Annotated in this window: 20 protein-coding genes and 1 pseudogene; 16 read left to right on the top strand and 5 right to left on the bottom strand. The window is 67.7% G+C overall.

Annotation, left to right across the window (positions count from 1 at the left end):
• Positions 1-32: 32 nt before the first annotated feature.
• Complete coding sequence (locus FM069_RS13575; RefSeq protein ID WP_143488898.1) at positions 33-1,655, top strand: FAD-dependent oxidoreductase; 1,623 nt, start codon at positions 33-35, stop codon at positions 1,653-1,655.
• 90 nt (positions 1,656-1,745) lie between these two features.
• Here FM069_RS13575 and FM069_RS13570 read toward each other — a convergent pair whose 3' ends face one another.
• Positions 1,746-2,492 carry a FadR/GntR family transcriptional regulator gene (locus FM069_RS13570; protein ID WP_178106734.1) on the bottom strand — a complete coding sequence of 249 codons (747 nt, stop codon included), beginning with the start codon at positions 2,490-2,492 and terminating at the stop codon, positions 1,746-1,748.
• A gap of 235 nt (positions 2,493-2,727) precedes the next feature.
• Between FM069_RS13570 and FM069_RS13565 the strand changes: the two genes are divergently transcribed.
• The 14 genes from FM069_RS13565 (at position 2,728) to FM069_RS13500 (ending at position 21,560) form a co-directional block, all read left to right on the top strand.
• Positions 2,728-3,873, top strand: a complete 1,146-nt coding sequence (locus tag FM069_RS13565) for a CaiB/BaiF CoA transferase family protein (protein WP_143488896.1) — start codon at positions 2,728-2,730, stop codon at positions 3,871-3,873.
• Complete coding sequence (locus FM069_RS13560; protein ID WP_143488895.1) at positions 3,873-4,958, top strand: zinc-binding dehydrogenase; 1,086 nt, start codon at positions 3,873-3,875, stop codon at positions 4,956-4,958. The genes FM069_RS13565 and FM069_RS13560 overlap by 1 nt, the downstream gene beginning before the upstream one ends.
• A gap of 70 nt (positions 4,959-5,028) precedes the next feature.
• Positions 5,029-6,459, top strand: coding sequence for a cytochrome P450 (locus tag FM069_RS13555; protein ID WP_143488894.1), 1,431 nt, complete (start codon positions 5,029-5,031; stop codon positions 6,457-6,459).
• Positions 6,460-6,499: 40 nt separating this feature from the next.
• Positions 6,500-7,744 (top strand): NAD(P)/FAD-dependent oxidoreductase, encoded by a 1,245-nt coding sequence (locus FM069_RS13550; protein ID WP_143488893.1) that lies wholly within the window; start codon positions 6,500-6,502, stop codon positions 7,742-7,744.
• Between the two features lie 19 nt (positions 7,745-7,763).
• Positions 7,764-9,257 carry an aldehyde dehydrogenase family protein gene (locus FM069_RS13545; protein ID WP_143488892.1) on the top strand — a complete coding sequence of 498 codons (1,494 nt, stop codon included), beginning with the start codon at positions 7,764-7,766 and terminating at the stop codon, positions 9,255-9,257.
• Positions 9,258-9,265: 8 nt separating this feature from the next.
• Positions 9,266-11,023 (top strand): GMC family oxidoreductase, encoded by a 1,758-nt coding sequence (locus FM069_RS13540; protein WP_143488891.1) that lies wholly within the window; start codon positions 9,266-9,268, stop codon positions 11,021-11,023.
• 94 nt (positions 11,024-11,117) lie between these two features.
• Positions 11,118-11,999 carry a DMT family transporter gene (locus FM069_RS13535; protein ID WP_143488890.1) on the top strand — a complete coding sequence of 294 codons (882 nt, stop codon included), beginning with the start codon at positions 11,118-11,120 and terminating at the stop codon, positions 11,997-11,999.
• A 158-nt stretch (positions 12,000-12,157) separates the two neighbouring features.
• Complete coding sequence (locus FM069_RS13530; protein ID WP_143488889.1) at positions 12,158-13,330, top strand: CaiB/BaiF CoA transferase family protein; 1,173 nt, start codon at positions 12,158-12,160, stop codon at positions 13,328-13,330.
• Positions 13,331-13,408: 78 nt separating this feature from the next.
• Positions 13,409-15,040 carry a class I adenylate-forming enzyme family protein gene (locus FM069_RS13525; RefSeq protein ID WP_233282046.1) on the top strand — a complete coding sequence of 544 codons (1,632 nt, stop codon included), beginning with the start codon at positions 13,409-13,411 and terminating at the stop codon, positions 15,038-15,040.
• Positions 15,019-16,107 (top strand): MBL fold metallo-hydrolase, encoded by a 1,089-nt coding sequence (locus FM069_RS13520; protein WP_143488887.1) that lies wholly within the window; start codon positions 15,019-15,021, stop codon positions 16,105-16,107. Before FM069_RS13525 ends, FM069_RS13520 begins: the two co-directional genes overlap by 22 nt.
• Positions 16,108-16,186: 79 nt before the next feature.
• Complete coding sequence (locus tag FM069_RS22075; protein ID WP_143488886.1) at positions 16,187-17,254, top strand: cupin domain-containing protein; 1,068 nt, start codon at positions 16,187-16,189, stop codon at positions 17,252-17,254.
• Positions 17,251-18,135, top strand: a complete 885-nt coding sequence (locus tag FM069_RS13510) for a fumarylacetoacetate hydrolase family protein (RefSeq protein ID WP_143488885.1) — start codon at positions 17,251-17,253, stop codon at positions 18,133-18,135. Before FM069_RS22075 ends, FM069_RS13510 begins: the two co-directional genes overlap by 4 nt.
• Before the next feature lie 234 nt (positions 18,136-18,369).
• Positions 18,370-19,767 carry an OprD family porin gene (locus FM069_RS13505; RefSeq protein ID WP_143488884.1) on the top strand — a complete coding sequence of 466 codons (1,398 nt, stop codon included), beginning with the start codon at positions 18,370-18,372 and terminating at the stop codon, positions 19,765-19,767.
• A 182-nt stretch (positions 19,768-19,949) separates the two neighbouring features.
• The gene (locus FM069_RS13500; protein ID WP_143488883.1) at positions 19,950-21,560 is read left to right on the top strand and encodes a histidine kinase famiy protein; all 1,611 of its coding nucleotides are present in this window, start codon (positions 19,950-19,952) and stop codon (positions 21,558-21,560) included.
• Between the two features lie 103 nt (positions 21,561-21,663).
• Here FM069_RS13500 and FM069_RS13495 read toward each other — a convergent pair whose 3' ends face one another.
• From FM069_RS13495 to FM069_RS13485, 3 genes are all read right to left on the bottom strand, one after another.
• The gene (locus FM069_RS13495) at positions 21,664-21,918 is read right to left on the bottom strand and encodes a hypothetical protein (protein ID WP_143488882.1); all 255 of its coding nucleotides are present in this window, start codon (positions 21,916-21,918) and stop codon (positions 21,664-21,666) included.
• Between the two features lie 241 nt (positions 21,919-22,159).
• On the bottom strand, positions 22,160-22,540 hold the full coding sequence (locus tag FM069_RS13490) for an energy transducer TonB (RefSeq protein ID WP_143488881.1): 381 nt from the start codon (positions 22,538-22,540) through the stop codon (positions 22,160-22,162).
• Positions 22,541-22,585: 45 nt separating this feature from the next.
• On the bottom strand, positions 22,586-23,212 hold the full coding sequence (locus FM069_RS13485) for a LysE family translocator (RefSeq protein ID WP_143488880.1): 627 nt from the start codon (positions 23,210-23,212) through the stop codon (positions 22,586-22,588).
• 951 nt (positions 23,213-24,163) lie between these two features.
• Between FM069_RS13485 and FM069_RS13480 the strand changes: the two genes are divergently transcribed.
• Positions 24,164-24,649, top strand: coding sequence for a HEPN domain-containing protein (locus FM069_RS13480; protein ID WP_143488879.1), 486 nt, complete (start codon positions 24,164-24,166; stop codon positions 24,647-24,649).
• A 943-nt stretch (positions 24,650-25,592) separates the two neighbouring features.
• Here FM069_RS13480 and FM069_RS13470 read toward each other — a convergent pair.
• A pseudogene (locus FM069_RS13470) lies at positions 25,593-26,436 on the bottom strand (integrase domain-containing protein); the annotation flags it as partial.
• Positions 26,437-26,630 lie beyond the last annotated feature (194 nt).

Below are 26,630 nucleotides of genomic sequence, written 5' to 3'. Positions count from 1 at the left end.
GCGACCCCGTCGCGACCCGAGGGAGACTGACGATGAAAACGCCCGTGTTGATTATCGGAGCCGGCCCCATCGGCCTGGCCCTGGCCGGTGACCTGGGGTTCCGGGGAGTGGACTGCCTGCTCATCGAGCGCACCGACGGCGCCGTGCTGCAGCCGAAGATGGACATGGTCGGCATCCGTACCATGGAGTTCTGCCGGCGCTGGGGCATCGTCCCCTGGGTCGAGAGCGCCGGCTACAACCGCGACTACCCCCAGGACTGCGCCTGGGTCACCACCCTCAGCGGCTACGAGTTCGGCCGCGAGCGCTTCCCCTCGCCGAAGGACGAGAAGTGCCCGCCCCAGAGCCCGCAGAAGCGCGAACGCTGCCCGCAGAATTTCTTCGACCCGGTGCTGCGGCGCTTCGCCGGCCAGTTCCCGGGAGTGACCCTGGCGTACAACACCGAGCTGGTGTCCTTCGAGGAGCACGCGGACGGCGTGCGCGCGCGGCTGCGGGACACCCTGAGCGGCGAGGAGCGCGAGGTGGAGGCGGAATTCCTGGTGGGCACCGACGGCGGCGCCAGCCAGGTGCGCCAGTCCCTGGGCATCCAGATGACCGGCGAGCCGGCGCTCACCTACACCACCAACGTGGTGTTCCGCTGCGACGGCCTGGAGGCGTTGCACGACCTGGAGCCGGCCTACCGCTATATCTTCATCGGGCCGGAAGGCACCTGGGCGACCCTGGTGGCGATCAACGGCCGCGACCAGTGGCGCTTCTCCCTGGTGGGCGACGAGAACCGCCTGACCCACGACGAGGCCTACATGCGCGAGGCCATCGTCCGCGCCGTGGGCCGCGAGTTCGACTTCGAGATCCTTTCCATGCTGCCCTGGGTGCGTCGCCAGCTGGTGGCCGAGTCCTACGGCACCCGCCGGGTGTTCATCGCCGGCGACGCCGCGCACCTGACCTCGCCCACCGGCGGCTTCGGCATGAACACCGGCATCCAGGACGCGGTGAACCTGTCCTGGAAGCTGGCGGGCTACCTGCAGGGCTGGGGCGGCCGTACGCTGCTGGACTCCTACGAGATCGAGATGCGCCCGGTGGCGCTGCGCAACGTCGCCGAGGCCACCGGCAACCTCAAGCGCATGCTTTCGCCACGGGTCAGCTCGCCCACGGCGGCGGTCTTCCAGGAGGGGCCGGAGGGCGACCGGGCTCGGGTGGAATTCGGCGATGCCTACACCGAACAGATGAAGCGCGAGTGGTTCTCCATCGGCATCCACCTGGGCTATATGTTCGAGGGCTCGCCCATCGTCGTGCCGGATGGGACGCCACAGCCGCCGGACGAGGTCTCCACCTACACGCCCACGGCGCGCCCCGGGTCCCGGGCGCCCCACGTCTGGCTGGCGCCGGGCGAATCGCTGATCGACCTGTTCGGCCGCGAGTTCGTGCTGTTGCGCTTCGGCGCCGAAGCGCCGGACGGCGCGCCGCTGCAGCGGGCGGCCGAGGCGCGCGGGGTGCCGTTCCGCACGGTGCTCATCGACAACCCCGAGGCTGCCGCGCTGTACGAGCGCGCCCTGGTGCTGGTGCGCCCGGATGGCCAGGTGGCCTGGCGTGGCGACGCGCTGCCGGCGGACGTCGATGGCCTGATCGATACCGTTCGAGGGACCGGCAACGGCGCCTGAACGGCAGCGTCCCCTGTTGCGGACCGCGGGGTGCCACACCCCCGCGGTCCGCTTTTTTTTGCCCGTCGTAGGCGGCGGGCACCGGCGCCGTCAGGCGCTCTTCTCGCGTTCCTCGTACTGGGTCATGTAGTGGTGGCCCAGGGCGGCCAGGTGGCGCTTCATCTCGGTGACCGCCTTTTCCTCGTTGCGCGCCCGCAGGTAGCCCAGCAGCTTGCGCCGCGAGGCGATGACCTTGGCGTTGGCGGCCGGGGTCATGGTCTGCAGCAGCTTCAGGTGGATGCCGGTCAGGGCGTCGATGAGGATCAGCAGCACCGGGTTGTTGGCGGCCCGGGCGAGGATCACGTGGAAGTCCAGGTTGATCTTCAGGCGCTGGTCCGCGGCGTTGTCGCGCTCGGCCGCCTCGCTGGCGTCCAGGTTGGCCTCCAGCTCCGCGAAGTCCTGGTCGCTGGCCCGGGCGCAGGCCAGGCGGGTGACCTCGACGCCGACGATCATCCGCGCCTCGATCAGGTCCGCCGGGCGGATGACGCCCAGGCGGAACAGGTCGGAGAAGCCGGCCACCACCGCATCGCTCTGGCCTTCGCGGACGAAGGCGCCGCCGGTGGCGCCCTTGCGGAATTCCAACAGCCCCGACATCTCCAGGGCCCGCAGCGCTTCACGCACAGTGTTGCGGCTGAGGTTGAACTGCTCGGCCAGTTCGCGTTCGGGCGGCAGGCGGTCGCCTGGCTTCAGTAATCCATTGCTGAGCTGATCGCGGATCTGTTCCGCGACCTCTTCGAAGGCCCGGCGGGTTTGCACCGGGATGTAGGAAGGCCGCGGGCGTTGAGAGTTCTTTTCCACAATAGAGTCCTGGGAGATTCCATGAAGTAACGGGTTAACGAATCCACAGCGATGGAGTATACCGGTTATTGGTTTATCCATTGATTCAGCGTACGTGTTTTTTCGCCGTCCGCACCGGGCATTGTTCGAGGTATTGACAAGGCACGGCATAAGGATCAACCTTTTATCAAAGGTTCATCCAATGTACCAAAGAAGAAACCTGTTCTTTGGACCACCAACAAGAAAAGGGGGATGCATGGCGACTTCCGACGCGACCGCGGACACCGCGGCACGGCCGCTCAGCGGAGTGACGGTGGTGGAGACCTCGAGCTTTCTCACCGGCCCGTTCGCCACGCTGATGCTGGCGGACCTGGGCGCCGACGTGATCAAGGTCGAGCCGCCGGGCGGCGATGGCTTCCGCAAGTTCGGCCATTCTCGCGGCGGCTTCGGCGCGTCCTGGACCAACGCCAACCGCGGCAAGCGCAGCGTGGTCATCGACCTGAAGACCGCGGACGGCCTGGAGCGCCTCAAGCGCCTGCTGCGCAAGGCCGACGTGCTGGTGGAGAACTGGCGGCCGCGGGTCGCCGCCTCCCTGGGGCTGGGCCAGGACGTGCTGACGGCGCTCAACCCGCGGCTGATCCGCCTGTCCATCACCGGCTTCGGCGACAGCGGGCCGCTGGCCGCGGCGCCGGCCTTCGACTCGCTGATCCAGGGCCGCAGCGGCCTGGTGCAGGCGGAAGCGCGCAACGCCGGCATCCCGGCGGTGACCCCCTTCAACATGGTCGACAAGGTCACCGGCGCGTTCGGCGCCCAGGCGGTGCTCGCCGCCCTCTACGAGCGCGAGCGCACCGGCCGCGGTACCCACGTGCAACTGCCGATGCTGGATGTGATGGGCTACTTCAACTTCCCCGACATGTTCCAGCACCGCACCTTCGAGGGCGACACCAGCGGCTGGAAGCCGCCGCAGTCCCAGGTGCTGGAGACCGCCGACGGCTACGTGGTGATCTCCCCGGCCAACGGCGCGCAGATGTCGAAGACCCTCAATGCCGTGGAGCGGCCGGAGTGGAAGGAGGACTTCAAGCGCATGCCCGACCCGGTGCGCATGGCCGAGGAATTCTTCCGCCGGGTCGGCGAGGTGGTGAAGCAGAAGCCCACCGCGTTCTGGCTGCAGCGTTTCGCCGAGCTGGACGTGCCGGCGGCGCCGGTGTTCGACTTCGACCAGTTCCTGGACGACCCCCAGGTCGCCCACAACCGCCTGTTCGCGCCCCTGGAGTCGCCGGTGGGCACGCTGCGCGCGGCCCGCTACCCGGCACGGTTCGACGACCGCCTGCTGACCCCGCGCTTCGGCCCGCCGGCCATCGGCGAGCACGACGCCCAGATCGAGCCGGCGGAGGCGCCCTGATGCGCACCCGGGCAGCGGTGGCCTACGGGCCGGAGGGCCGGGTGGTGGTGGAGACCGTCGAGCTGGCGCCACCGGGCCCGCGGGACGTGCTGATCGAGATGAAGGCCGCCGGCATCTGCCATTCCGACCTGAGCTTCCTCACCGGCGAGCGCACCGGCGTGGACTACCCGCTGGTGCTCGGCCACGAAGGCGCCGGGGTGGTGCTGGCCTGCGGCGCCGAAGTTACCGGTGTCGCCCCCGGCGATCACGTGATCCCGGTGGGCGTGCCGGAGTGCGGCGGCTGCCCGGCCTGCCTGAGCACCCGTACCAACCTCTGCGACGAATACTTCGCCCCCGGCGATCAGCGTCCGTTCCGCCTGGGCGACCGGGCGTTCAAGGGCTTCTGCGAGCTGGGCACCTTCGCCGAGCACATCGTGGTGCGCGAGACCCGGGTGGCGAAGATCCGCCCCGACGCGCCCCTCGACGTGGTCTGCTGCCTGGGGTGCGCCGGCGCCACCGGCCTCGGCGCGGCGCTGTACACCGCCCGGGTGGAAGCCGGCAGCAGCGTGGTGGTGTTCGGCCTGGGCGGGATCGGCCTGAACGTGGTGGAAGGCGCGCGCCTGGCCGGCGCCCGGCTGATCGTCGGGGTCGACAGCAACCCGTCCAAGCGCGAAGCCGCGCAGCGGGCTGGCGTGCATCAGTTCGTCGACCCCCGGGCGATCGCCGACCTGCCCGGCCACCTGCGCGAGCTGACCGGCGGCGGCGCGGACTACAGCTTCGAGTGCGTCGGCAGCCAGCGTGTGCTGCGCGACGCGGTGGAATGCACCCGGCCGGGCTGGGGCACCACGGTGACCATCGGCGTGCTGCCCGGCGACCAGGAGATCGCCCTGCGACCCCGGGCGCTGCTGGAAGGACGCCGGCTGATGGGCTCCTACCTCGGCAACGTGAAGACCCGCAGCCAGTTGCCGGGGCTGGTGGACCTGTACATGGAGGGGCGGATCTCCCTGGATTCGCTGATATCCCATCGCATCGGACTGGATGACATCAACCGGGGCTTCGAGCTGCTCGCCAGCGGCACGGCGACCCGGACCGTGATCGGTTTCTGAGCGCCCCGCGCGGCGCCGGGCCCTGCCCGGCGCGTGGGACAGACCAATAAAAACAAGGGAGAACACACCCATGCATCGCAACGATTCCACGCCACCCGCCTTCCCCATGAAGCGCTGCCCGTTCTCGCCGCCGCCCGAATACGCGCAGGCCCGCGCCGAGTCGCCCATCACCCGGGTGACCATGCCCGACGGCTCCCAGGCCTGGCTGCTGACCCGCTACGACGACGTCAAGGCGGTCCTCGGCGACAACCGCTTCTCCACCGATGCCTCGACCCCCGGCTACCCCTTCATCGCCCCGGCGCGCGCCGCGCTGCTGATGAACGAGCGGCCGAAGACCCTGATCCGCCTGGACCCGCCGGAGCACACCAAGCACCGCCGCATGCTCACCAAGGAATTCATGCTGACCCAGGTGGAGGCGATGCGGCCGTTCGTGCAGAAGACGGTAGACGAGCTGCTCGACCAGCTGGAAAGCCACGACGGCGGCCCGGTGGACTTCGCCGAGGAATTCGCCCTGGCGCTGCCCACCACGGTGATCGCCAACCTGCTGGGGGTGCCCTACGAGGACCGCGACTTCTTCCAGGAGCGCGCCCAGGCCAAGCTGGACCTCACCGCCGACCCCGAGGTGCCGCTGCGCGCCGGGGAGGAAATGCGCGCCTACCTGGACAAGCTGCTCACCGAGAAGATGGCGAGCCCCGGCAACCGCGACGATCTGATCAGCCGGCTGATCGTCAACCAGGTGGTGCCCGGCCACCTGAGCCGCGAGGAGGCCCTGGCCACCATCGAGCTGCTGCTGATGGGTGGCCACGAGACCACCGCCAACATGATCGCCCTGGGCACCCTGTCGCTGCTGACCCACCCGGACCAGAAGGACGAGCTGATCGCCGACCCGTCCCTGGTGAAGAACGCCGTGGAGGAAATGCTGCGCTTCCACACCATCGTCCACTACAACGGCCCGCGGGTCGCCCTGGAAGACGTGGAGGTGGGCGGCCAGTTGATCCGCAAGGGCGAGGGCGTGCTGGCGATGATCAGCGCGGCCAACCGCGACCCCGAGCAGTTCCCCGACCCGGACCGTTTCGACATCCACCGCGAGGCGCGCCACCACGTGGCCTTCAGCTACGGCCCGCACCAGTGCCTGGGCCAGCAGTTGGCGCGCCTGGAGCTGCAGATCGTCTTCACCTCGCTGTTCCAGCGTTTTCCCACCCTGGAGCTGGCGGTGCCCCTGGAGTCCCTCACCTTCAACCACGACGCCTTTGTCTACGGCATCAAGTCCCTGCCGCTGAAGTGGGCCTCGAAGAAGAAGGGCGGCAGCTTCTTCTCGGTGGACTACTCCCGCTGCGTCGGCGGTGGGCTGTGCGTGATGGCCGCGCCCAAGGTGTTCGCCCAGAACGAGGACGACGGCCTGGTGATCGTCCTCGACGAGAACCCGCCGCCGGAGGAGCACGACGCCGTGCGCGAGGCCGCGCGCCTGTGCCCGGCCCTGTGCATCCACGTCGACAAGTGAGCAGCCGCGGCGCCGTGGCGCGCCGCCCCCGGGGGATCAGATGGACCAAGGCATCATCATCGTCGGCAGTGGCCAGGCGGCCTTCCAGCTCGCCGGCTTCCTGCGCGACGAGGGCTATACCGGGCGCATCCGCCTGGTGGGCGACGAGGCGCACCTGCCGTACCAGCGGCCGCCCCTGTCCAAGGCCTACATGAACGGCGAGTGCGAGGCCGACGGGCTGAGCTTCCAGACCCGCGACTACTACGCCCGGCGCGGCATCGACCTGCACCTGGGCAGCCGCGTGACGCGCATCGACCGCGCCGCCCGCCAGGTGGAGACCGCGGACGGCGAACGGCTGGGCTACGCGCACCTGGTGCTGGCCACCGGGGCGCGCAACCGAACCCTGCCGGGGCTCGACCCCGCGGGGCCGGTGCCCCTGGACCTGCGGAGCCTCGATGACGCCCGGGCGATCCGCGAGCGGCTGGCCAGTGCCGCCGACATCGTGGTGATCGGCGCCGGCTTCCTCGGCCTGGAGTTCGCCGCCGTGGCGGCCAAGAAGGGCGCCCGGGTGACCGTGGTGGAAGCCGGACCGGGGCTGATGGGCCGCGCGGTGTGCGGCGAGGTGAGCGACGCCTTCCGCCGTCACCAGGAAGGCCTCGGCGTGACCTTCCGCCTGGGCGCCACGCTGACCGCGCTGCAGGCGGCCGACGGCGGCGCCCGGGTGACGCTGTCCACCGGCGAGAGCCTGGTGGCGGACCTGGTGGTGGTCAGCATCGGCGTGCAGCCCAATGTCGAGCTGGCCGAGCAGGCCGGTCTGCGGACCGCCAACGGCATTCTCGTCGATGCGCACCTGGGCACCGACGACCCGGCGATCTCCGCCATCGGCGACTGCGCGGCCTTCGAGTCGCGCTTCGCCCTCGGCTTCTGCCGCATCGAGTCGGTGCAGAACGCCATGGACCAGGCCCGTTGCGTGGCCCGCCGGCTCACCGGGCAGGCCGCCGCCTACGACGCGGTGCCCTGGTTCTGGAGCGACCAGGGCGGCCTCAAGCTGCAGATCGCCGGGCTCTCCACGGGCGCCGACGAGGTGGTGGTGCGGGGCGATCCGGCCGTGCCGGCGTTCTCCGCCTACCGGTTCCGCGGCGGCGAGCTGGTGGCGGTGGAGTCCGTGGCGCGGCCCACCGACCACATGGCCGCGCGGCGCCTGCTGAGCAGCGGGGCGCGGGTCACCCCCGCCCAGGTGCGCGACGCCACGTTGGATCTGAAGACGCTGCTGCCCGCTTCGCCGGCGGCCGCCCCCACGGCCTAGGCCGTTCCCGGAGGACCTCATGCACACCCTGTATTCCCGGCTCGGCGCCAACGTCACCGCGTTCCTCGCCCGCCCGCACCGCCTGCTGATCGACGGCCAGTGGGTCGAGCCCCGCTCGGAGCGGCGCTTCGACGTGGAGGACCCGGGCACCGGCGCGGTCATCGCCCGGGTCGCCGAGGGCACCGCGGCCGACATCGACCTGGCGGTGGCCGCGGCGCGGCGCGCCTTCGAGTCTGGCCCTTGGGCCACCAGCCGCCCGGCCGAGCGGACCCGGCTACTACTGCGCCTGGCCGAACTCCTCGAACAGCACGGCGACGAACTGGCGCAACTGGAGACCCTGGACAACGGCAAGCCCCTGGCGGTGGCGCGGCGCGGCATCGCCGGCACCGCCGACATGGTCCGCTACATGGCCGGCTGGGCGACCAAGCTCACCGGCGAGGCGGTGCCGCTGTCGATGCCAGGGGAATGGCACGCCTACACCGCCCACGAGCCGGTGGGCGTGGTGGGGCAGATCATCCCCTGGAATTTCCCGCTGTCCATGGCCATCTGGAAACTCGCCCCGGCCCTGGCGGCCGGCTGCACGGTGGTGCTCAAGCCGGCCGAGCAGACCCCGCTCAACGCGCTGCGCCTGGGCGAACTGATCCTCGAGGCGGGCTTCCCGCCGGGGGTGGTGAACATCGTCACCGGCTTCGGCGGCGATGCCGGCGCCGCCCTGGCGGCCCACCCCGGGGTGGACAAGGTGGCCTTCACCGGCTCGACCCAGACCGGCAAGCGCATCGTCCAGGCGGCCCTGGGCAACCTCAAGCGGGTGACCCTGGAGCTGGGCGGCAAGTCCCCGGTATTCATCTTCCCCGACGCGGACCTGGAGGCGGCGATCCCCGGCGCCGCCAACGCGATCTTCTTCAACAGCGGCCAGGTGTGCTCCGCCGGGTCGCGGCTGTACGTGCACCGGCGGGTCTACGACCGGGTGCTGGCGGACATCGCCGCCCACGGCGAACGCCTGCGCCTGGGCCACGGCCTGGAGGAGGGGGTCGACCTCGGCCCGCTGATCTCGCGCCCGCAGCGCGAGCGGGTCGAGGCCTACGTGGCGGATGGCCGCGCCAGCGGCGTCGAGGTGCTGGGCGGGCGCCAGGTGCTGCCGGAGCACGGGCATTTCGTGGCGCCCACGGTGCTGGCCGACACCCGCGCCGACCTGCGGGTGGTGCGCGAGGAAATCTTCGGCCCGGTGCTCTGCGCCATGCCCTTCGACGATGACGACCTGGAGCGCCTCGCCGGGCTGGCCAACGACACTGAGTACGGCCTGTTCGCCGGCATCTGGACCCGTGACCTGACCCTGGCCCACCGCTTCGCCCGGCGCATCCGTGCCGGCTCGGTGTCGGTGAACGCCCACATGGTCAACGACCCGGCGCTGCCCTTCGGCGGCTACAAGCAGTCCGGCTGGGGCCGCGAGCGCGGGCGCGAGGCGCTGGAGCTGTATTGCGAGCTGAAAAGCGTCGCCATCAACCTGGGATGAGCGAATCCATGAGCGAGTACGACTACCTCATCGTCGGCGGCGGCTCGGCCGGCTCGGTGCTGGCCCACCGGCTGTCCAGCGACCCGCGCCACCGCGTGCTGCTGTGCGAGGCCGGCGTCGACACCCCGGACGGGCAAGTGCCGGCGGCGATCCTCGACAGCTACCCGGGCACCGCCTACCTGGACCCGCGCTTCCTCTGGCGCGAGCTGCAGGTCACCACCCAGGCGGCCCGGGACGCGTTCCGGCCGCCCCTGCGCAAGTACGAGCAGGCCAAGGTGATGGGTGGTGGTTCTTCCATCAACGGGCAGTTCTTCAACCGTGGCGGGCCCGGCGACTACGAGGAATGGGAAGCCCGGGGCGCCGGCGGCTGGAACTGGGAGGCGGTGCTGCCGTACTTTCGCAAGGTGGAGCGCGACCTGGATTTCGACGGGCCGCTGCACGGCAAGGAAGGCCGCATCCCGGTGCGGCGCATCTTTCCCGAGCACTGGCCGGGCCACGCCCGCGCCGTCGCCGCGGCCTTGGAGCAGGCCGGCTACCCCTACCTGCCGGACCAGAACGGGGTTTTCGAGGACGGCTACTTCCCCATCGCCATCTCCAACCAGAACGAGCAGCGGGTGTCCGCGGCCATGGGCTACCTGGACGGCGAGACCCGGCGCCGGCCGAACCTGACGATCTGGCCCGACGCGCCGGTGGCGCGGCTGCTGTTCGAGGGCCCCCGCTGCTACGGCGCCGAGGTGGTGCTGGCCGGGCAGGTGCGCACGGTGCGCGCCCGCCAGGTGATCGTCTGCGCCGGTGCGCTGCATTCCCCGGCGCTGCTGATGCGCTCCGGGGTCGGCCCGGCCGCACACCTGCAGGAGCACGGCATCGCGGTGGTGGCGGACGTGCCCGGGGTGGGGCAGAACCTCATGGAGCACCCCTCCATCGCCCTGGCGTCGTTCATCCACAAGGAGGCCCGGGTCAACCAGGCGACCCGCCGGCACATCCTGCTGGGCTGGCGCTACTCCTCGAACCTGCACGGCGCGCCGCCGGGCGACATGTTCGTCGCGGCGGTCACCAAGACCTCCTGGCACGCGGTGGGCGAGCAGGTGGGTACGCTGCTCATGTACGTCAACAAGCCCTATTCCGACAGCGGCCAGGTGCGCCTGGCCTCGACTGACTGGCGCACGCCGCCGACGGTGGCGCTGAACCTGCTGTCGGACCCCCGCGACCTGGACCGGCTGGTGGACGGCTTCCACCGCATGGCCGCGTTGCAGGCCAGCGCGGCCATGGCGGCGGTCACCAGCGAGGCGTTTCCCGCCAGCTACAGCGAAAAGGTGCGCCAGGTGGGCATGCTCAGCCGGCGCAACCGGGTGCTGACCCGGGTCCTCGCCGGCCTGCTGGACGGCCCGGCGCCCCTGCGCCGTCTGCTGATGCGCGAGCTGGTGGCCGGCGGCCCCAGCCTGGCGGCGGTGCTGGCCGACGAAGAGCTGCTGCGGACCTTCATCCGCGGCGCCTGCGTGGGGGTCTGGCACCCCGGCTGCACCTGCCGGATGGGCGCCGACGACGATCCGGGCGCGGTGACCGATGCCGCCGGCCGCGTGCGGGGCACGTCCGGTCTGCGGGTGGTGGACGCGTCGATCTTCCCGACGCTGCCCAGCGGCAACATCAACTTCCCGACCATGATGGTCGCCGAGCGCATGGCCGACCTGATCCTCGCCGAGCGGGCCAGCGCCGACGCCGCCCTCGCCCGGCACGACAGCGACCGGGCGGCCGCGCTGCCGGACTGACCGCGCCGTCCACCGCGCCACCCACCGCCCGGGCTGCCGGGCGGTGGTTCCGCCGGGGCCGAGGGGTCGCGGCCCGCCGCCTGCGAGATCGCCCATGCCTGCCCGTTCGGTTCTGCTCGCCCTGCTGGTCGCCGTGCTCTGGGGCGGTAACTTCATCGCCCTGAAACTGGCCACCCAGGCCTTCCCGCCGATCTTCATGGCGGCGATGCGCTTCGCCTGCGTGGCGGCGCTGATGCTGCCGTTCGTCAAGGTGCCGACGCGGGCCATGCTGCCGGGCATCCTGGCGGTGTCCTTCACCCTTGGCGGCCTGCACTTCGGGCCGATGTTCACCGGCCTGTCCCGGGTCGAGGCGGCCACCGGCGCGATCCTGTCCCAGCTCAGCGTACCGTTCAGCGCGTTGCTGGCCACGCTGCTGTTCAAGGAGCGGCTCGGCCTGCGCCAGGTGGCGGGGATCGCCCTGGCCTTCGCCGGCGTGGCCCTGCTCGCCGGGGCGCCCGGCACTGCCAGCGACCCCCTGGGCATCGGCCTGATCGTCATCGGCGCCGCCTGCTGGGCGGTGGCCAACGGCGTGATCAAGCACTTCGGGCCGTTCGACCCGCTGATGCTGACCGGCTGGATGGCGCTGTTCGCCGCGCCGCAACTGCTGGCGGTCTCGCTGCTGGTGGAGCATGGCCAGTGGCAGGCGGTGCGCGAGGCGGATGCGGCCGGGTGGGCCGCGGTGAGCTACATCGTGCTGGCCGCCGGGGTGGTGGGGTACACCCTCTGGTACAGCCTGCTCAACCTGCATCCGGTCAGCCGCATCGTCCCCTTCGCCCTGCTGCCGCCGGTGATCGCGGTGTTCCTGGCGATCCCGCTGCTGCACGAGCCGCTGACCTGGAACCTGGCCGTGGGCGGCCTGCTCACCGTGGCCGGGGTCGGGCTCTGCGAGCTGGACCTGCGGCGGCTGGTGAGCGTACGGCCGCGGCGCCGCGGCTGATCCTCTTCGCCCTTTCCCACTTCGCCATTCGCTGCGCCAGCGGTTGACAAGGCCTCGTCGAACGCTGATTATTTTTCAAAGGTTCATCCAATGGGCCAATGAATACCCGGATGACCATACAACAACAAGAACGCGCTCAGCCTTTGCAGGAGAGACCTATGTCGGGAGCACTGGAGGGCCTTCGGGTCCTGGATTTCACGCAGATGATGAACGGACCGTTCGGCACCATGCTGCTGGCGGACTTCGGCGCCGACGTGATCAAGGTGGAGCCGCCGGAAGGCGACACCATGCGCAAGACCGGCGAGACCTTCCTCGGCGACGACGCCGTCTACTTCATGACCCTCAACCGCAACAAGCGCAGCGTGGTGCTGGACCTGACCACCCCGGAAGGCCGCGCCATCGCCCACCGGCTGGTGGCCCAGGTGGACATCGTGGTGGAGAACTTCCGCCCCGGCGTGGCGAAGAAGCTGGGCATCGACTACGAGACCCTGCAGCCCCTCAACGAGCGGATGATCTACTGCTCCACTTCGGCCTTCGGCCGGGTCGGACCCGACGCGATCCGGCCGGGCATGGACCCGGTGGTGCAGGCCATGTCCGGCATCATGCAGCTCACCGGCGACGAGAGCACCGGGCCGCTGAAGACCGGCATGCCCTACGCCGACCTGATCACCCCGCTGCTGTCCACCATCGGCCTGCTGGCGGCGCTGCAGGCGCGCAACAAGACTGGCCGCGGCCAGCGCGTCGACCTGTCGATGCTGGACGCCACCATCTTCAGCATGATCCCGCGGGACGCCTACTACTTCGCCACCGGCGAGACCCCCGGGCGGATCGGCAACGCCCACTGGCAGATCGTCCCCTACAACACCTACCGCACGGCGGACGACCGCCACATCATGATCATCGCCCACACCGACAAGTTCTGGCGCGCCCTGGCCACCGCCCTGGACGCCCCGGACCTGCTGGACGACCCGCGCCTGGCCACCAAGAACGGCCGCCTGGAACACCGCGAGCGGGTCGACGCCGGCGTCGCCGCGGCGTTCGCCCGGCAGCCCATGGCCTACTGGAACGAGAAGCTGCTGGCGGCCGGGGTGATGTTCTCGCCGGTACTGACCTTCCCCGAGGTGTTCGAGGACCCCCGCGTGCAGCGCGACCTGGTGGTGGAGGTGGACCACCCGGTGGCGGGCCGCTTCAAGCTGATCAACAACCCCATCCGCCTGTCCGAGACCGCCATCCGCCCGTGCCAGCCGCCGCCGGTGCTGGGCCAGCACACCGACGAGGTGCTGGCGGAGTTCGGCATCGTCCGCGAGCCGGCCGCGCCCGTGGTGTCCTGATCCCCTGCGAGTGGCCCCGGCGTCCCGTGGCGCCGGGAACGCGCAGCGCCCTTCCCTGGAGTGCATGACGTGAACCTGATGACCCCGGATGACCCCGGCCGGTCGCCGGCCGGCCCGTTGCCGACGGCGCCCGATTCGGCGGAACGGTCGCGCCGCTATTACCGCGACGGCTACTGGCGCGACGACGACCTGTGGGCCTCCCTGGAGGCCATGGCCCGGCGCCAGGGTGGCCGGCCGGCCCTGATCGACGGCGAACGGAGCCTGGGTTTCGACGCCCTGCTGGACGAGGCCCGTGCCGTGGCCGTCGGGCTGCATCAACAGGGCGTGCAGCCCGGCGACGTGGTGCTGATCCATGGCCGCAACGGCATTCCGGCGACCCTGGCGCTGCTCGCCTGCGCCTGCCTGGGCGCGGTGATGGCGCCGGTCCCGCCGATGTTCTCCGCCGCGCAACTGGGCGTGATCTGCCGCAACGCCCGGGCCCGGCTGGTGCTGGCCCTGGGGGACGAGCGCGAGGTGGCCGCCGCCTTGGAGGGCGTACGGCTGGCCGCCTGCGGGGCCCAGGTGGTGGTGGCCGACGATTACCCGGCCGAGGACGGTTGCCTGACCTGGTCGAGCCTGCGCGGGGAGGGCGCGTTGCCACCGCGGCCGACGGATGCCGACGCCCTGGCGCTGCTGGTGTACTCCTCCGGCACCACCGGCGCGCCCAAGGGCGTGATGCACAGCGCCAACACCGTGCGCTACGCCATCGAGCAACGCGCCCGCATGCACGGCGTTGGCGCCGGCGACGTCAGCCTGGTGGCCTCCCAGTTCGGCTTCGTCGGCAGCATCGTCTTCGGCCTGCTGGCCGGGCCGCTGCTGGGGCTCACCAGCGTACTGATGCGCAGCTGGAGCGGCGACGACGCGGTGCGGCTGATCGAGCGCCACCGGGTGACCTACGGCCTGCTGATGCCGACCCACGTCCACGACGTACTGGCCTCGCCGCTGCTGGCCGACGCCGACGTCGGCTGCTTCCAGCGCTGCGCCATGGGCGGGCTCAGCCGTTCCCGGCGACTCGATGTGCGCCAGCGGCTGTGCCCCAATCCGTTCCCGGCCTACGGCATGTCCGAGTGCCTGGGCTTCGCCAGCTGCACCCCCGGGGACGACGACGAGGCGCTGCTGGGCAGCGACGGGCACCCCTTTCCCGGTACCGAGGTGCGGCTGGTGGACGATGCCGGCGCGCCCGTGCCGGCGGGGCAGGTCGGGCACATTCTGGTGCGCGGCCCGAGCCGCTTCCTCGGCTACTACGGCGCCGACGCCCTGAGCGCCGCGGCCCTCGACCGCGAGGGCTTCTTTCGCACCGGCGACCTGGGCCGCCAGGGCGCCCAGGGCACCCTGCACTACGTGGCGCGGGAGAAGGACATGATCCGCCGCGGCGGCGTGACCATCGTACCGGGGGACCTGGAGGCGGTGCTCTACGGCCACCCGCGCATCGAGCACGTGGCGGTGGTGGGGGTGCCGGACGAGCGCCTGGGGGAACGCGCCTGCGCCTGCGTCATCACCCGCGACGGCGCACCGTTGTCCCTGGACGACCTGCGGCTGTACCTGGAAGCCAAGGGCGTGGCCCGCTACAGCTGGCCGGAACGGGTGGAGTGCTTCGACGGCTTCCCCCGCAGCGCCTCGCTCAAGGTGCAGAAGAACGTACTCCTGGAATGGCTCGGGGCACGCGGGTGAGCGGTGCCGGCGAAGGGTCGCTGCGCTACCCGTTCCCGGCGCCGCCGCCCCGTGGCCGCCTGCTGCCGGTGGCGCCGGGGGTGTACTGGATCCGCATGCCGCTGCCCTACGCCCTGGACCACATCAACCTGTGGGCCCTGGAGGACGGCCCGGGCTGGACCCTGGTGGACACCGGGGTGCGCAGCGCCACCAGCCTGGCGGTCTGGGACGAGCTGTTCGCCCACTGGCCGGACCGGCGCCCGCCGACTCGGGTGATCGTCACCCACCTGCACGCCGACCACGTCGGCCTGGCCGGCTGGTTCGCCGAGCGCCACGGCTGCGCGCTGTGGATGTCCCGCCTGGAATACCAGGGCAGCCGCCTGACCGTGGCCGAGGCCGGCGCACCCTCGGCGGAGGCAGCGGCCTTCTACCACCGCGCCGGATGGAGCCCCTCGGCCATCGCCGAGCAGGCCCGTGGCCAGGTCCGCTACGCGGCGCAGTTCCACCCGCTGCCGGACCACTACCGGCGCCTGGTGGAAGGCGACACGTTCACCATCGGCGAGCAGCGCTGGCGGGTGATCGTTGGCACCGGCCATTCACCGGAGCACGTCTGCCTGCACTGTCCCGAACTGGGCCTGCTGGTATCCGGCGACCAAGTGCTGCCGCGCATCACCTCGAACCTGTCCACCTACCCCCGCGAGCCGGACGCCGACCCCCTGGCCGGCTGGTACGCCTCCCTGGCGCGGTTGCGCCGCGAGGTGCCCGACGACGTGCTGGTGCTGCCTTCCCACAACGAATGCTTCTACGGCCTGCACGCGCGGCTGGAGCAACTGCGGCGGTCCACGGACCAGGCCCTGGACGCCCTGCGCGAGGCGCTGGTGCAGCCGCGGCGGGTGCTGGACACCTTCGAGGCGCTGTTCGCCCGGCCCATCGACCCCGGCAACGTGACGCTGCTGCGCATGGCAACGGGGGAGGCGGTTTCCCACCTCAACCACCTGCTGCGGCGTGGCGAAGCGCGCTGCGAGGTGGATGGGGAGGGCGTGGCCTGGTTTTTCCGGGAACCGGCTTGTCAAATGACTTCTCAATGATAGAATGGTTAAACCTTTTAACCAAAAGGGCAGAATAACAATGAATGCTCACGGCTCTTCCCCCGAAGCGACTGGCTCCATGGCCGACGGCGATGCCCGCCGCGCCCTCAAGGAGGACCTGGCCCGCTTCAACTGCCGCGTCCACCAGCCGGACGACCCGCCGCTGTTCACCCGCGAGCCGCGCTCGGACATGCAGACCGTGCTGTGGTGCTGGAACGACCTGATGCCGCTGCTGGAGCGGGTCGGCGAGGCCATCCGGATCGGCTCCGGCGGGCAACGGCGCACCCTGCGCCTGGCCAACCCGGGCCTGCCCTTCGGCACCACCCACACGTTCTGGGCGTCGATCCAGTACATCCTGCCGGGGGAAGTGGCCGAGGCGCATCGCCACACCGCCAACGCCTTTCGCTTCATCCTGCGCGGCACCGGGTGCAGCACCACCGTGGACGGCGAGTGCTACGAGATGAACGAGGGCGACCTGGTGCTCACCCCGAGCATGGCCTGGCACGACCACGTGCACCGTGGCGCCGAGCCGATGATCTGGCTCGACGTGCTGGACATCAGCCTGTCCCGCTCGCTGCACGCCACTTTCTTCGAGCCCTACGACCAGGGCGAGATGCAGCCGGTGGGCGCGGTGCCGGAGTTCTCCTACCGGGCCTTCGGCAGCGGCACCCTGCGCAGCCCACGGGCGCGCCACCGGCCGGGCATCAACCCGCTGCTGGCCTACCCCTGGCCGGCCGCCGAAGAGGCCCTGGAGCGGGCCGAAGGCCTGGAGCGCGACCCCTGGGACGACGTGATCCTGGAGTACCAGAACCCGGTGGAAGGCGGCCCGGCGATGAAGACCCTGGGCACCCAGCTGCAGAAGCTGCGCCCCGGTTTCCATGGCCGCGCCCGTCGCCACACCGGCAGCAAGCTGTATTGCGTGCTGCGCGGCCACGGCTACAGCGAGGTGGACGGCCAGCGCTACGACTGGGGCCCCGGGGACTTCCTGGCGGTGAAGCCCTGGGCCTGGCACGCGCACCACAACGACTCCAGCGAGGACGCGGTGCTGTTCGTGGTGGACGACGCACCGGCACTGCGGGCGCTCGGCTACTACCGGGAAGAATTCCAAGCGGACGAGGGCCTGCGGGCCGACGGGGACAACCAATGAAACTCGCAGTATTCGATGACTACCGGCTCGCCGTGGTGGAGGGCGAGCACCTCTACGACGTCACCGACGCCTTGCCGGAAACGCTGCAGGCCCTGCCACGGCAGCGCATGAACAACCTGATCGCCCAGTGGGACGCGCTGCGCCCGGCCGTCGAAGCCTGCCGCCGCGATGCCACGCCGATTCCCGTGGCGCAGGTCTCGCTGCTGCCGCCCAGCCCGCATCCGTCGCACCTGTTCGCTGCGCCGGCCAACTACCGCAAGCACGTCGGCGAGCTGGGCGCGCGTTCGGTCAGCAAGGGCCGTACCGCCCGGGAGCAGGGCTTCTTCCTCAAGGCGCCGGGCTCTTTGGTAGGCGCCGGCCAGCGCATCGTGCTGCCGCGGGGCTCGACCCGCCGCTTCGACCATGAGTCCGAGCTGGCGGTGATCATCGGCCGCACCGCCCGCGACGTGCCCCGGGCGCAGGCCATGGAGTACGTGTTCGGCTACGCCTGCCTGATCGACGCCACCCTGCGCATCGAGCCGGGCGTGGCCGAGGAGGAGCGCTCCATGCGCAAGTCCTTCGCCACCTTCACGCCCCTCGGGCCCTACCTGGTGACCGCCGACGAGGTCGCCGATCCCCAGGCCCTGGGCAACCGGCTGTGGGTCAACGGCGAGCTGAAGCAGGACGCCAACACCCGCGACATGATCGTCGACATCGCCGAGCTGATTGAACTGGTGTCCTCGGTGCTGACCCTGAGCCCGGGCGACGTCATCGCCACTGGCACGCCCGAGGGCGTCGGCCCCATCGCCCCGGGCGACCGGGTGACCATCGCCATCGACTCGGTGGGCGAGATGAGCCTGGACGTCGTCGAGGCCGAGCAGCGCGCCCCGCGCGCCTACTGATCGCTAGCCCGGCTGGCCCCGACGGGGTCGCCGGGCCATTCCCACCGGCCTGTCACGGCCCCGCTGCCGGCGGCGTTCGCGCTGCCCGGGGTTCGTGCGTCCGGAAAAACCCGCGGGCGCCCTCGCGTCCGCCCCCATGCCGCCGCCGCGGAAGGAGCACGCACCGCCGAAGACCCGCACGCCGCCGTACCGAAGCGTTTTCCCAGCCACAACAACAATAAGAGTGAACGGGCCATGCGCAACAACCACCAGCGACACGCTGCACCCACCTGTGCCAGACGTACCCTCGGCAGCTTCGCCTGCACCCTCGGCCTGGCCTTCGCCAGCAGCGCCTACGCTGCCCAGGAGGACGCCAAGGGGTTCATCGAGGACAGCCACCTGAACCTGCTCAACCGCAACTTCTATTTCTACCGGGACCTGCGCAACGGCGCGCGCAACAACCTGGGCGCCAACGGCCACAAGCCGGTTTCGGCGCGCAACGGGTACCGGGAGGAGTGGGCCCAGGGCCTGATGGCCTTCTACACCTCGGGGTACACCCAGGGCACCGTCGGCGTCGGCGTCGATGCCTTCGGCATGCTCGGCGTCCGCCTGGACGGCGGCGGTGGCAGCACCGGCACCAGCCTGCTGCCCTGGGACGGCGACGGGCACCCGGAGCGTGAATACTCCAAGTTCGGCGGCGCGGTGAAGCTGCGCTTCTCCAACACCGTGCTCAAATACGGGCAGCAGGTGCCCAGCGTGCCGGTGTTCGCCTCCAACCAGGTGCGCCTGCTGCCCTCCACCGCCACCGGCTTCAGCCTGGTCAGCGACGAGATCGACGGGCTGAACCTGCAGGCCGGGCACTTCACCTCGGTGACCAGCACCGACTCGACCAACCGCGACGGTGAGATCACCACCGACTACACGGTGCTGCCGGCGGCACGCGCCATCGACTACGCGGGCGGCACCTATCGCGTCGACGAACGCCTGAGCTTCACCGTCTATGCCGACCAGCTCAAGGACATCTGGCGCCAGTACTACGGCAACGCCACCTACGTGCTGCCCCTGGATGCGCACCAGTCGCTGCAATTCAACTTCAACCTGTTCGACACCCACGACTATGGCGCCTCCAAGGGCGGGCCCATCGACAACACCGCCTGGTCGCTGCTCTCCGGCTACGCCTTCGGCGGTCACAAGGTATCGGTGGGCTACCAGATGATCGACGGCGACGAGCCGTTCGACTGGGTCGCGTTCGAGGGCACCCAGAGCGGCGCGCTCTATTTGGGCAACGCTGGCGCGGTGGTGCCGTTCAGCGAACCCAACGAACGCTCCTGGCAACTGCGCTACGACCTCAACATGGCGGCCTACGGGGTGCCCGGCCTGAGCTTCATGGCGCGCTACATCCGTGGCGACGGCATGGACAACTCCAACAGCCGCAACCCGTACTACACCCGCATCGGCCAGTACGACGAGGACGCCGACAGCAACAAGGAATGGGAGCGCAACCTGGAGGTCGGCTACGTGGTGCAGTCCGGCCAGGCCAAGGACCTCAGCCTGCGCATCCGCCAGTCCACCCACCGGTCCTCCAGCGGCACCCGCTGGCCGGACCACGACGAGGTGCGGGTGATCATCGAATACCCCCTCAACGTGTTCTGAGGGCCTGTACGCCCGCCTGCCCGGACGGGGCCGGGCGGCGGGCGGAGCGGCCTTTCCGGCAAGCCTGCGGGCGCCGCGACTGCTCCAGCGGGCTGCCCCGGGATTGCCGCGAAGGTCGCTCGCTTTTTTTGCGGAAGCTGTGGTCAGATTCGTTTCCGATCCCGCGGCTTGCCAGGTGCTCCGTGCCGAATTCCCCGAAAAACGAAAACGCCCGCGTGGACGACAGCGCCACGGCGAACCTGTCCAACCCCGGCAAGAACATCTTCTTCGCAGCCGTCGCGATGACCCGGATGCCGATGATCGTCACGGACCCCAACCAGTGGGACAACCCGATCATCTTCGCCAACACCGCGTTCCTGGAAATGACCGGCTACACCGCCGAGGAAATCATCGGCAAGAACTGCCGCTTCCTGCAGGGCCCGGAAACCGATCCCGAAGTGGTGAAGGTGGTCCGGGAAAACATCGAGAACCAGGTCGAAGTCGCGGTGGAGATCATCAACTACCGCAAGGACGGTTCCTCCTTCTGGAATGCCCTGTTCATCTCGCCGGTCTACAACGACAGCGGCGACCTGATCTACTACTTCGCCTCGCAGCTGGACGTCAGCCGGCGCCGGGATGCCGAGGAAGCCCTGCGCCAGGCGCAGAAGATGGAAGCCCTGGGCCAGCTTACCGGGGGCATCGCCCACGACTTCAACAACCTCCTGCAGGTGATGCTGGGCTACATCGACATCATCCAGCGCACCGCCACCAATCCCCACTACGACCAGGAGCGCATCAGCCGCAGCGCGGCCCACGCCCGGGCGGCGGCGGACCGGGCCAGTACCCTGACCCAGCAGCTGCTGGCCTTCTCCCGCAAGCAGAAGCTCCAGGGGCGTGTCCTCAACCTCAACGCCCTGATGCGCACCGTCGACGAACTGGCCGAGCGCACCCTCGGCGACATCGAGGTGAAGATGGACCTGGCGCCGGAGCTGTGGAACTGCCGCATCGACCCCACCCAGGCGGAAGTGGCGCTCCTCAACATCTTCCTCAATGCCCGCGATGCGCTGCAGGGGCGGGACAACCCCAGCGTCGGCATCGAGACGCGCAACATCACCGTGCAGCCGCTCGCCACCATGTCCTACGACGGCCTGATGCCGGGCCGCTACGTGAGCGTGGCCATCACCGACAACGGCGCTGGCATGCCGGCCAGCATCCGCGACCGGGTGATGGACCCGTTCTTCACCACCAAGGAGGAAGGCAAGGGCACCGGGCTTGGCCTGTCCATGGTCTACGGCTTCGTGAAGCAGTCGGGCGGCTCGGCGCGCATCTACTCGGAGGAGGGCGTGGGCACCACCCTGCGCCTGTACTTCCCGGCGGACGACAGCGTGCTGGCGGCGACGGCCCCCGAGTCCGCGTCGACGGTGCACGCCGGCAAGGAACGCATCCTGGTGGTGGAAGACCGGCCCGACGTGGCCGAGCTGGCGCGGATGGTGCTGGAGGACTACGGCTACGTGGCCGAGATCGCCCTCAACGCCAAGGAGGCCCTGGACGCCATGGCGACCGGCGCCGAGTTCGACCTGCTGTTCACCGACCTCATCATGCCCGGCGGCATGAACGGCGTGATGCTGGCCCGCGAAGCCCGCCGCCGCCGTCCCCAGCTGAAGGTGCTGCTCACCACCGGCTACGCGGAAAACTCCATCGAGCGCACCGACCTGGGCGGCTCGGAGTTCGACACCATCTCCAAGCCCTACATGCCCGCCGACCTCGCCAAGAAGGTGCGGATCGTGCTGGATGGGCCGACCGGGGTGGGGTAGGGCTCAAGCCCACGCACGAGGCCGGCAGGCGTTCGATCACCTGTCCCGGGTCATAGCCTGGGGGCGTGGAAGCGGAGGGTGCCAGTGCGGCGACGCGTCGTGGTCACTCGGGCTCGTCGTCAGGCTCGGGTGCCTTCTGATGCTCGGGCCGCTCAGGCGCCAACGAGCCGAGCCCCGCACCGAGCATCGCCATGCCGAGCGCGAAGGCAGTGTTGCTGTGCGACAGGATCGCCCACCCCGCCCCCACGGTGAGCACGACGAGGGAAACTGCCAGGCGCAGTCGCCGGGTCGGCAGCCGGGCGATCACCGCGCACAGCGTCAGGCCCAACACGATGGCCAGGGCGATAGGAACGATCATGGCTGTCCTCCAGCCGGGGGGTTGGCGAATCGCAGTCTATCGACCTAGGCGCCTGCTCGCCTCACTTCTCGCCAGGCGAAGCCTCCTCGACGAGGCGATGGCCGAGCCTCGTTCATTCCGAGGTTCCGGTGGCGCCCGCTTTCGTGCCCTCGATACGAGTTCACGTTCCCGCGCCGAGGCGCGCGCGATCAGGAGGCAATCTGCTTCACCTGCCCGTGGCGCGGTGGAGGCGATGCAGGGCCTATTCCGGGCAGTGTCGCTCCGGGCAGAACACGAAGGGCGCGCGAACGCGGGCTTCTCCCCCTTCGAGCAGCCAGGGCGGCGGCGCGGGCAGGGGCGAGGCGCTGGACAGCCAGGTCTGGACCGCCTGCACGAACAGCGCCGAGCCCGTATTGCGGAGGATGCGCTGGCGCACCACCCGACCCTGCGCGTCGACGGTGAACTCCACCTCCACCTGACCCGCCAACCCCTGCGCTCGTGCTTGCCGGGGGTAGGACTTGAGCCGGCTCAGGTGGCTGAACACCTGCTGTTTCCACACGCGCTGCTCCGCCCGTTGTTCAGGGCTGGGACCGCTGGCGCAGGCGCAAAGGATCAGGATGATCGCGATCCAGCTGTACGTCATGGGGCTTCCCGGGAGGGGCAGTCGCACGCTCACACATCCGCCCCGTTATCGCTGACTCAGCGCGGCTACCGATACGCCAGATGCAACAAACGTGAAGCCCGCGCCGACGTTCAAGCCATTCACCAGCCGCGGGCTGCGCTGCAGGTAACGCGACAGTCCAGAAGCGAACACCCCCATGAGGGCAAAGCCTGTCGCGGTCATCAAGGCGAACCAGACCCCGTATCCGACCATTTGAACGGTTACGGAGCCCCGATGGGGATCGACGAATTGAGGGATGAAGGCCAACACGAAAAAGCCGGGCTTCGGATTGAGCGCCGCCGACAGGAAGCCGGTCATGAAAATACTTGGCAACGGTTGGCGAGTCGCGGGCTTGAAGGTGATCAGATTGCGCGAGCGCAGGACTTTTATACCCAACCACAGCAGGTACGCGGCCCCGACGATTTTCACTGCCCAGAACGCCAGCGCCGACGTCTGCATCAACAGCGTCAGACCCAACGCCGCCGCTGCCACGTGAAACAGAATGCCCGCGCCGGAGGCCGTGCCGGACACGACCGCGGCCCATCTCCCCTGGCTGAGTCCCCGACCAACAGCCAGCAAATTATCGGGACCCGGCGCCAGCACGAACAGGATGCAAGCGGCCGTATAGGCCAGGAACACATCGATGGGGAACACGGCACACTCCTCAGCGCTTGGCGGGGGGCAGTTCGGAGGTGTCAACTTTGCTTGACATGACGCGTAAAGTCAAAGAGGGCAGGCGTGTGGGAACGCTAGATCTCTAACGCGCATTCCTCGGGTCAGTACGGTACTTACCCGACAAACCGGCGAAGCACTGGTGCGCAGAACCCGCTCTGAATATCGCCCTATGCAATCGGAATGAAGGCATTCCGATACCTAAAGCAGAGAGACCAGGGTTGGATCGAGGCGCCTGGGCCGTCCTGATTCTTTGAGAGGACTGCTAGAGCCTGGGAGTGATGATGAGGGCTGTCGTTAAGCTGTCATTCCCAGCCGAAACAGCCCAAAAGGCATTTGCGGTAAACTTTAGGCGACTAATCTGTAAAGGCTTTTTGTGGCCGGGTGATCTGAATTGATCTGCTAAGTCACTATTTTTGTTGAAAAAGCTCTGCTTAAAAAAGGGTTCTGGAATACCAATTGGAATATCGAAAGCCCAAATTCACGAGGCGAATGTGACGGTAACAGTTCACTCTGAGGCGTTGAGTCTCAGATGCTCCGCCACCAAAAGCTGACGATCAGGATCAGACCAGGTGGCGCCTAGTGCTGAGTACTGGTTAAGACGTAGCCACACACTGCGAAATTCGCATGAGCTGCCTCGACCTCAGCGGACCTATTCCTGCTGCACGACTTAACCAACCTGCAATAGACACGCTCCGTGAGGATCGAGTAGTGTCGGAGGCGAATTTGCTCCCACGTTTGGTCGAGTAACCGGGGCTGCCCATCCATGGTGTATAACTCCTTTATACGCTCATCTGCACGCTGAAAGCCTCAGCATAAACACGGTTAGCCAAAGGAACAAAGAATATTATACACCACGCCCGTCCTGGGAGCTCTCCGCCACTTGGTTTCTATTTATAGTTATGCATTCATTTTGCTATCGGATTATTCATTGTGATTAAGAATACCTTTAGGACTTTCACTGCTTCCGCGCTTGTACTAAAACAAGTTGCTGAGGCCGCCACCAAAGCGAGAATTCAAGACCAAACGTGCAGTTCGGTGACTATTGAAATTAACGCCGATTATGCAGCAATTGCATTTATGGCTCTCCCTGCTTGGACAGCATTTGCCGTTGAAATGGGGCTGAAGACGCTAATAGTTAGCACTGGAGTTGATCAGGCTCCACGCGGTCACGACCTAGCCAAATTGTTAAGCAAGCTACCGCCAGACATTCAAAAAGAAATCGAATCAAAAACACTAGAATTTATTGGCGATGCTGAAGACATAGATTTCTCTATGCTTTTAGAAAACAACAAATTAGTATTTGAGCAATGGCGCTATTTCCACGAGGGGAGAAGCACTCAATCAAATATCGGTTTTCTCCAATCTTTGATGTTGGCCATTCACAACTCAACTGTATCGAAAAAAGCAAACGCCTAACACTGCGGTCAAGGCCGCTCCCTTCGGGCTGGACGCTGCGCGATAAAGCTCAGCGCAGCGCCCCTTATCTAAAAGTTATACACAGCCCATTAGGAATGCGGAGCCATGGAAACTCTTTCTTTTTATTTAAAAAGTAACGTCAATTTTTATTGGGTTGATTTCCGCAGCAAGCTGGCTGCGCGCCAGTGTTATAAAAGTCAGCCATGAAAAAGCAATTAGAATTCGTGAGCGTGAGGCTAAGAAGCGGGGTAGAAAAACCAAACTATGCATCGGTAAGTTTGGGTGGATGGGATATGTAATCCACTTTCTCGGCACAATCAAAATGGAATGCCGCCGGTGCTTTCTTAGCCGCAATTTAAATTTTGCTCCAAGCTACAGCGCAGATGCTCGGCAGTATAAAAATCGCACGAAGCGCTAACTTCGCTCACTGGGACTGGCTAAAGCCAGTCCCTTAGCCAAGCTTGAGGTGTCGTAACTTCGCAATCCGAACTGAGCTCGCTATATATTTATAAGCTAGTCATGGACTAATTTTCAAAAAAATTAACTACTCGGCTATTCGAGATCGGCACTCTCATGTAAGTGGAGATGGCAGTCAGCCATTTATGGAGCGCTCTGCTGATGTAAGCAGTACTTACTGAAGGGGCACGATTACTACATGTATTTGAGGCTGAACTGTTTTTATGCTCCCTGTACAGACCTACCTGATCTGCTTTGTATGATGCGCACCGTAAGTTCGTAGTAATATTAGTCGCCGCGCTGCAATTTTTCAGATAGTACTGCTCGAACCATCGGAAATGCTTGGGCTGCCAGCGGCAAGGGTTGTCTCGTCCAAACCGTTTCTGAATCGCCTGCATCACCTTCGCCTGCCTGATATGCCGCTGCCGTGTGGCGTGCGAACCGGTCAGTACGCCCTGCAGAAATAGCTCCATGTCGAAGGGTTTTCTTATCGTCTGCCTCCGATGTAGGCCGAGACGACGTCGATGCGGTTGTGGCTCAACTCCAGGCTGATCTGTTGGCGGGCAGCGCGATCGAGGTCGCGATTTTGCTGATAGCCATCGCCACCATTTACCGGGGCGGCGTAGCTTGTGAGTTGCTCGTAACGTTCGCAGGCATAGGCCGCCCGTAGCTCGCGAAACCCTTTCAGTTCATGGGCGTGCAGGGTTTCTCGGGCCGGCTTACGGTCTGCTGCAGGAAGGTTTTGTATTCCTCGTCGCGGCTCAGCAAGTTGCGTCTGCCAGTGGGGGAGGCTCGGGCATGCAGCACTGAGTGCTTCTCTAACCTAATCCGTCACGGTGATCCAGCGCGGCGCGTAGGCCCTGATCGACCGCCCTTGGTGCCATCCTGAATATTGATCGCCCCGTGTCGATCCGCCTCGCGAAACAAGCGGGGCAGGTCGGCAAGGATCGCTTCGCGAAGGCGCATGCCGGTCTCACGGGCTAGCATCAGAATGGCGCTGACACGCTGTTGCTGTTGATCATCCAGTGCCTGGAGTAATGGTCGCAGTTGCTCACGATCCTGGCCTATCGGCGGCTCGGTTCTTACCGTTCAACCTGCATGCACAGCGCCTGGCTCGGGCTGGATAGCCTGACCTGACGATCACCATGTATCGTCTCCAGGGTGCGGTTCACGTTGGAAAGCCGGTTCTACGCGGTGGCAATGGCCAAGTCGCGCTGGCTCACTTTCTGTTGCAGGTGCTTGACGTGATCGAGCAGGGTTTGCCTGTCGACCTGCCCTGCATCGTTGATGCCCGGGCCTTGCTCGGAGCGGCACCAGTCGGCAAAGGCTTCCATCTGGCCAAGGTAAAAGCCAAAGCCCAAGAGCTGCTCGCAGAAATGCCCCTGAATGAGCTTCGTCAGGCCCGTGGGCTGTCACAGGAAAATGCTGGCGGAGGTGTTGGATATACAGCAGCCGTCCATCGCCAAACGATTTTTCGACACCCAAAGAAAAACCCCTGATTTTCGCTAGGAAAATTAGGGGTTTA

It is taken from the genome of Pseudomonas mangiferae, from assembly GCF_007109405.1.
Lineage (GTDB): Bacteria > Pseudomonadota > Gammaproteobacteria > Pseudomonadales > Pseudomonadaceae > Pseudomonas_T > Pseudomonas_T mangiferae.
Note: the sequence above shows the minus strand (reverse complement) of the source record. Positions and strands in the feature narration are given on the sequence as shown.

Coding starts and splice junctions, on each gene's coding strand:
- FM069_RS13575 (WP_143488898.1), top strand. CDS start 33: ATGAAAACGCCCGTGTTGATTATCGGAGCCGGCCCCATCGGCCTGGCC.
- FM069_RS13565 (WP_143488896.1), top strand. CDS start 2,728: ATGGCGACTTCCGACGCGACCGCGGACACCGCGGCACGGCCGCTCAGC.
- FM069_RS13560 (WP_143488895.1), top strand. CDS start 3,873: ATGCGCACCCGGGCAGCGGTGGCCTACGGGCCGGAGGGCCGGGTGGTG.
- FM069_RS13555 (WP_143488894.1), top strand. CDS start 5,029: ATGCATCGCAACGATTCCACGCCACCCGCCTTCCCCATGAAGCGCTGC.
- FM069_RS13550 (WP_143488893.1), top strand. CDS start 6,500: ATGGACCAAGGCATCATCATCGTCGGCAGTGGCCAGGCGGCCTTCCAG.
- FM069_RS13545 (WP_143488892.1), top strand. CDS start 7,764: ATGCACACCCTGTATTCCCGGCTCGGCGCCAACGTCACCGCGTTCCTC.
- FM069_RS13540 (WP_143488891.1), top strand. CDS start 9,266: ATGAGCGAGTACGACTACCTCATCGTCGGCGGCGGCTCGGCCGGCTCG.
- FM069_RS13535 (WP_143488890.1), top strand. CDS start 11,118: ATGCCTGCCCGTTCGGTTCTGCTCGCCCTGCTGGTCGCCGTGCTCTGG.
- FM069_RS13530 (WP_143488889.1), top strand. CDS start 12,158: ATGTCGGGAGCACTGGAGGGCCTTCGGGTCCTGGATTTCACGCAGATG.
- FM069_RS13525 (WP_233282046.1), top strand. CDS start 13,409: ATGACCCCGGATGACCCCGGCCGGTCGCCGGCCGGCCCGTTGCCGACG.
- FM069_RS13520 (WP_143488887.1), top strand. CDS start 15,019: ATGGCTCGGGGCACGCGGGTGAGCGGTGCCGGCGAAGGGTCGCTGCGC.
- FM069_RS22075 (WP_143488886.1), top strand. CDS start 16,187: ATGGCCGACGGCGATGCCCGCCGCGCCCTCAAGGAGGACCTGGCCCGC.
- FM069_RS13510 (WP_143488885.1), top strand. CDS start 17,251: ATGAAACTCGCAGTATTCGATGACTACCGGCTCGCCGTGGTGGAGGGC.
- FM069_RS13505 (WP_143488884.1), top strand. CDS start 18,370: ATGCGCAACAACCACCAGCGACACGCTGCACCCACCTGTGCCAGACGT.
- FM069_RS13495 (WP_143488882.1), bottom strand. CDS start 21,918: ATGATCGTTCCTATCGCCCTGGCCATCGTGTTGGGCCTGACGCTGTGC.
- FM069_RS13490 (WP_143488881.1), bottom strand. CDS start 22,540: ATGACGTACAGCTGGATCGCGATCATCCTGATCCTTTGCGCCTGCGCC.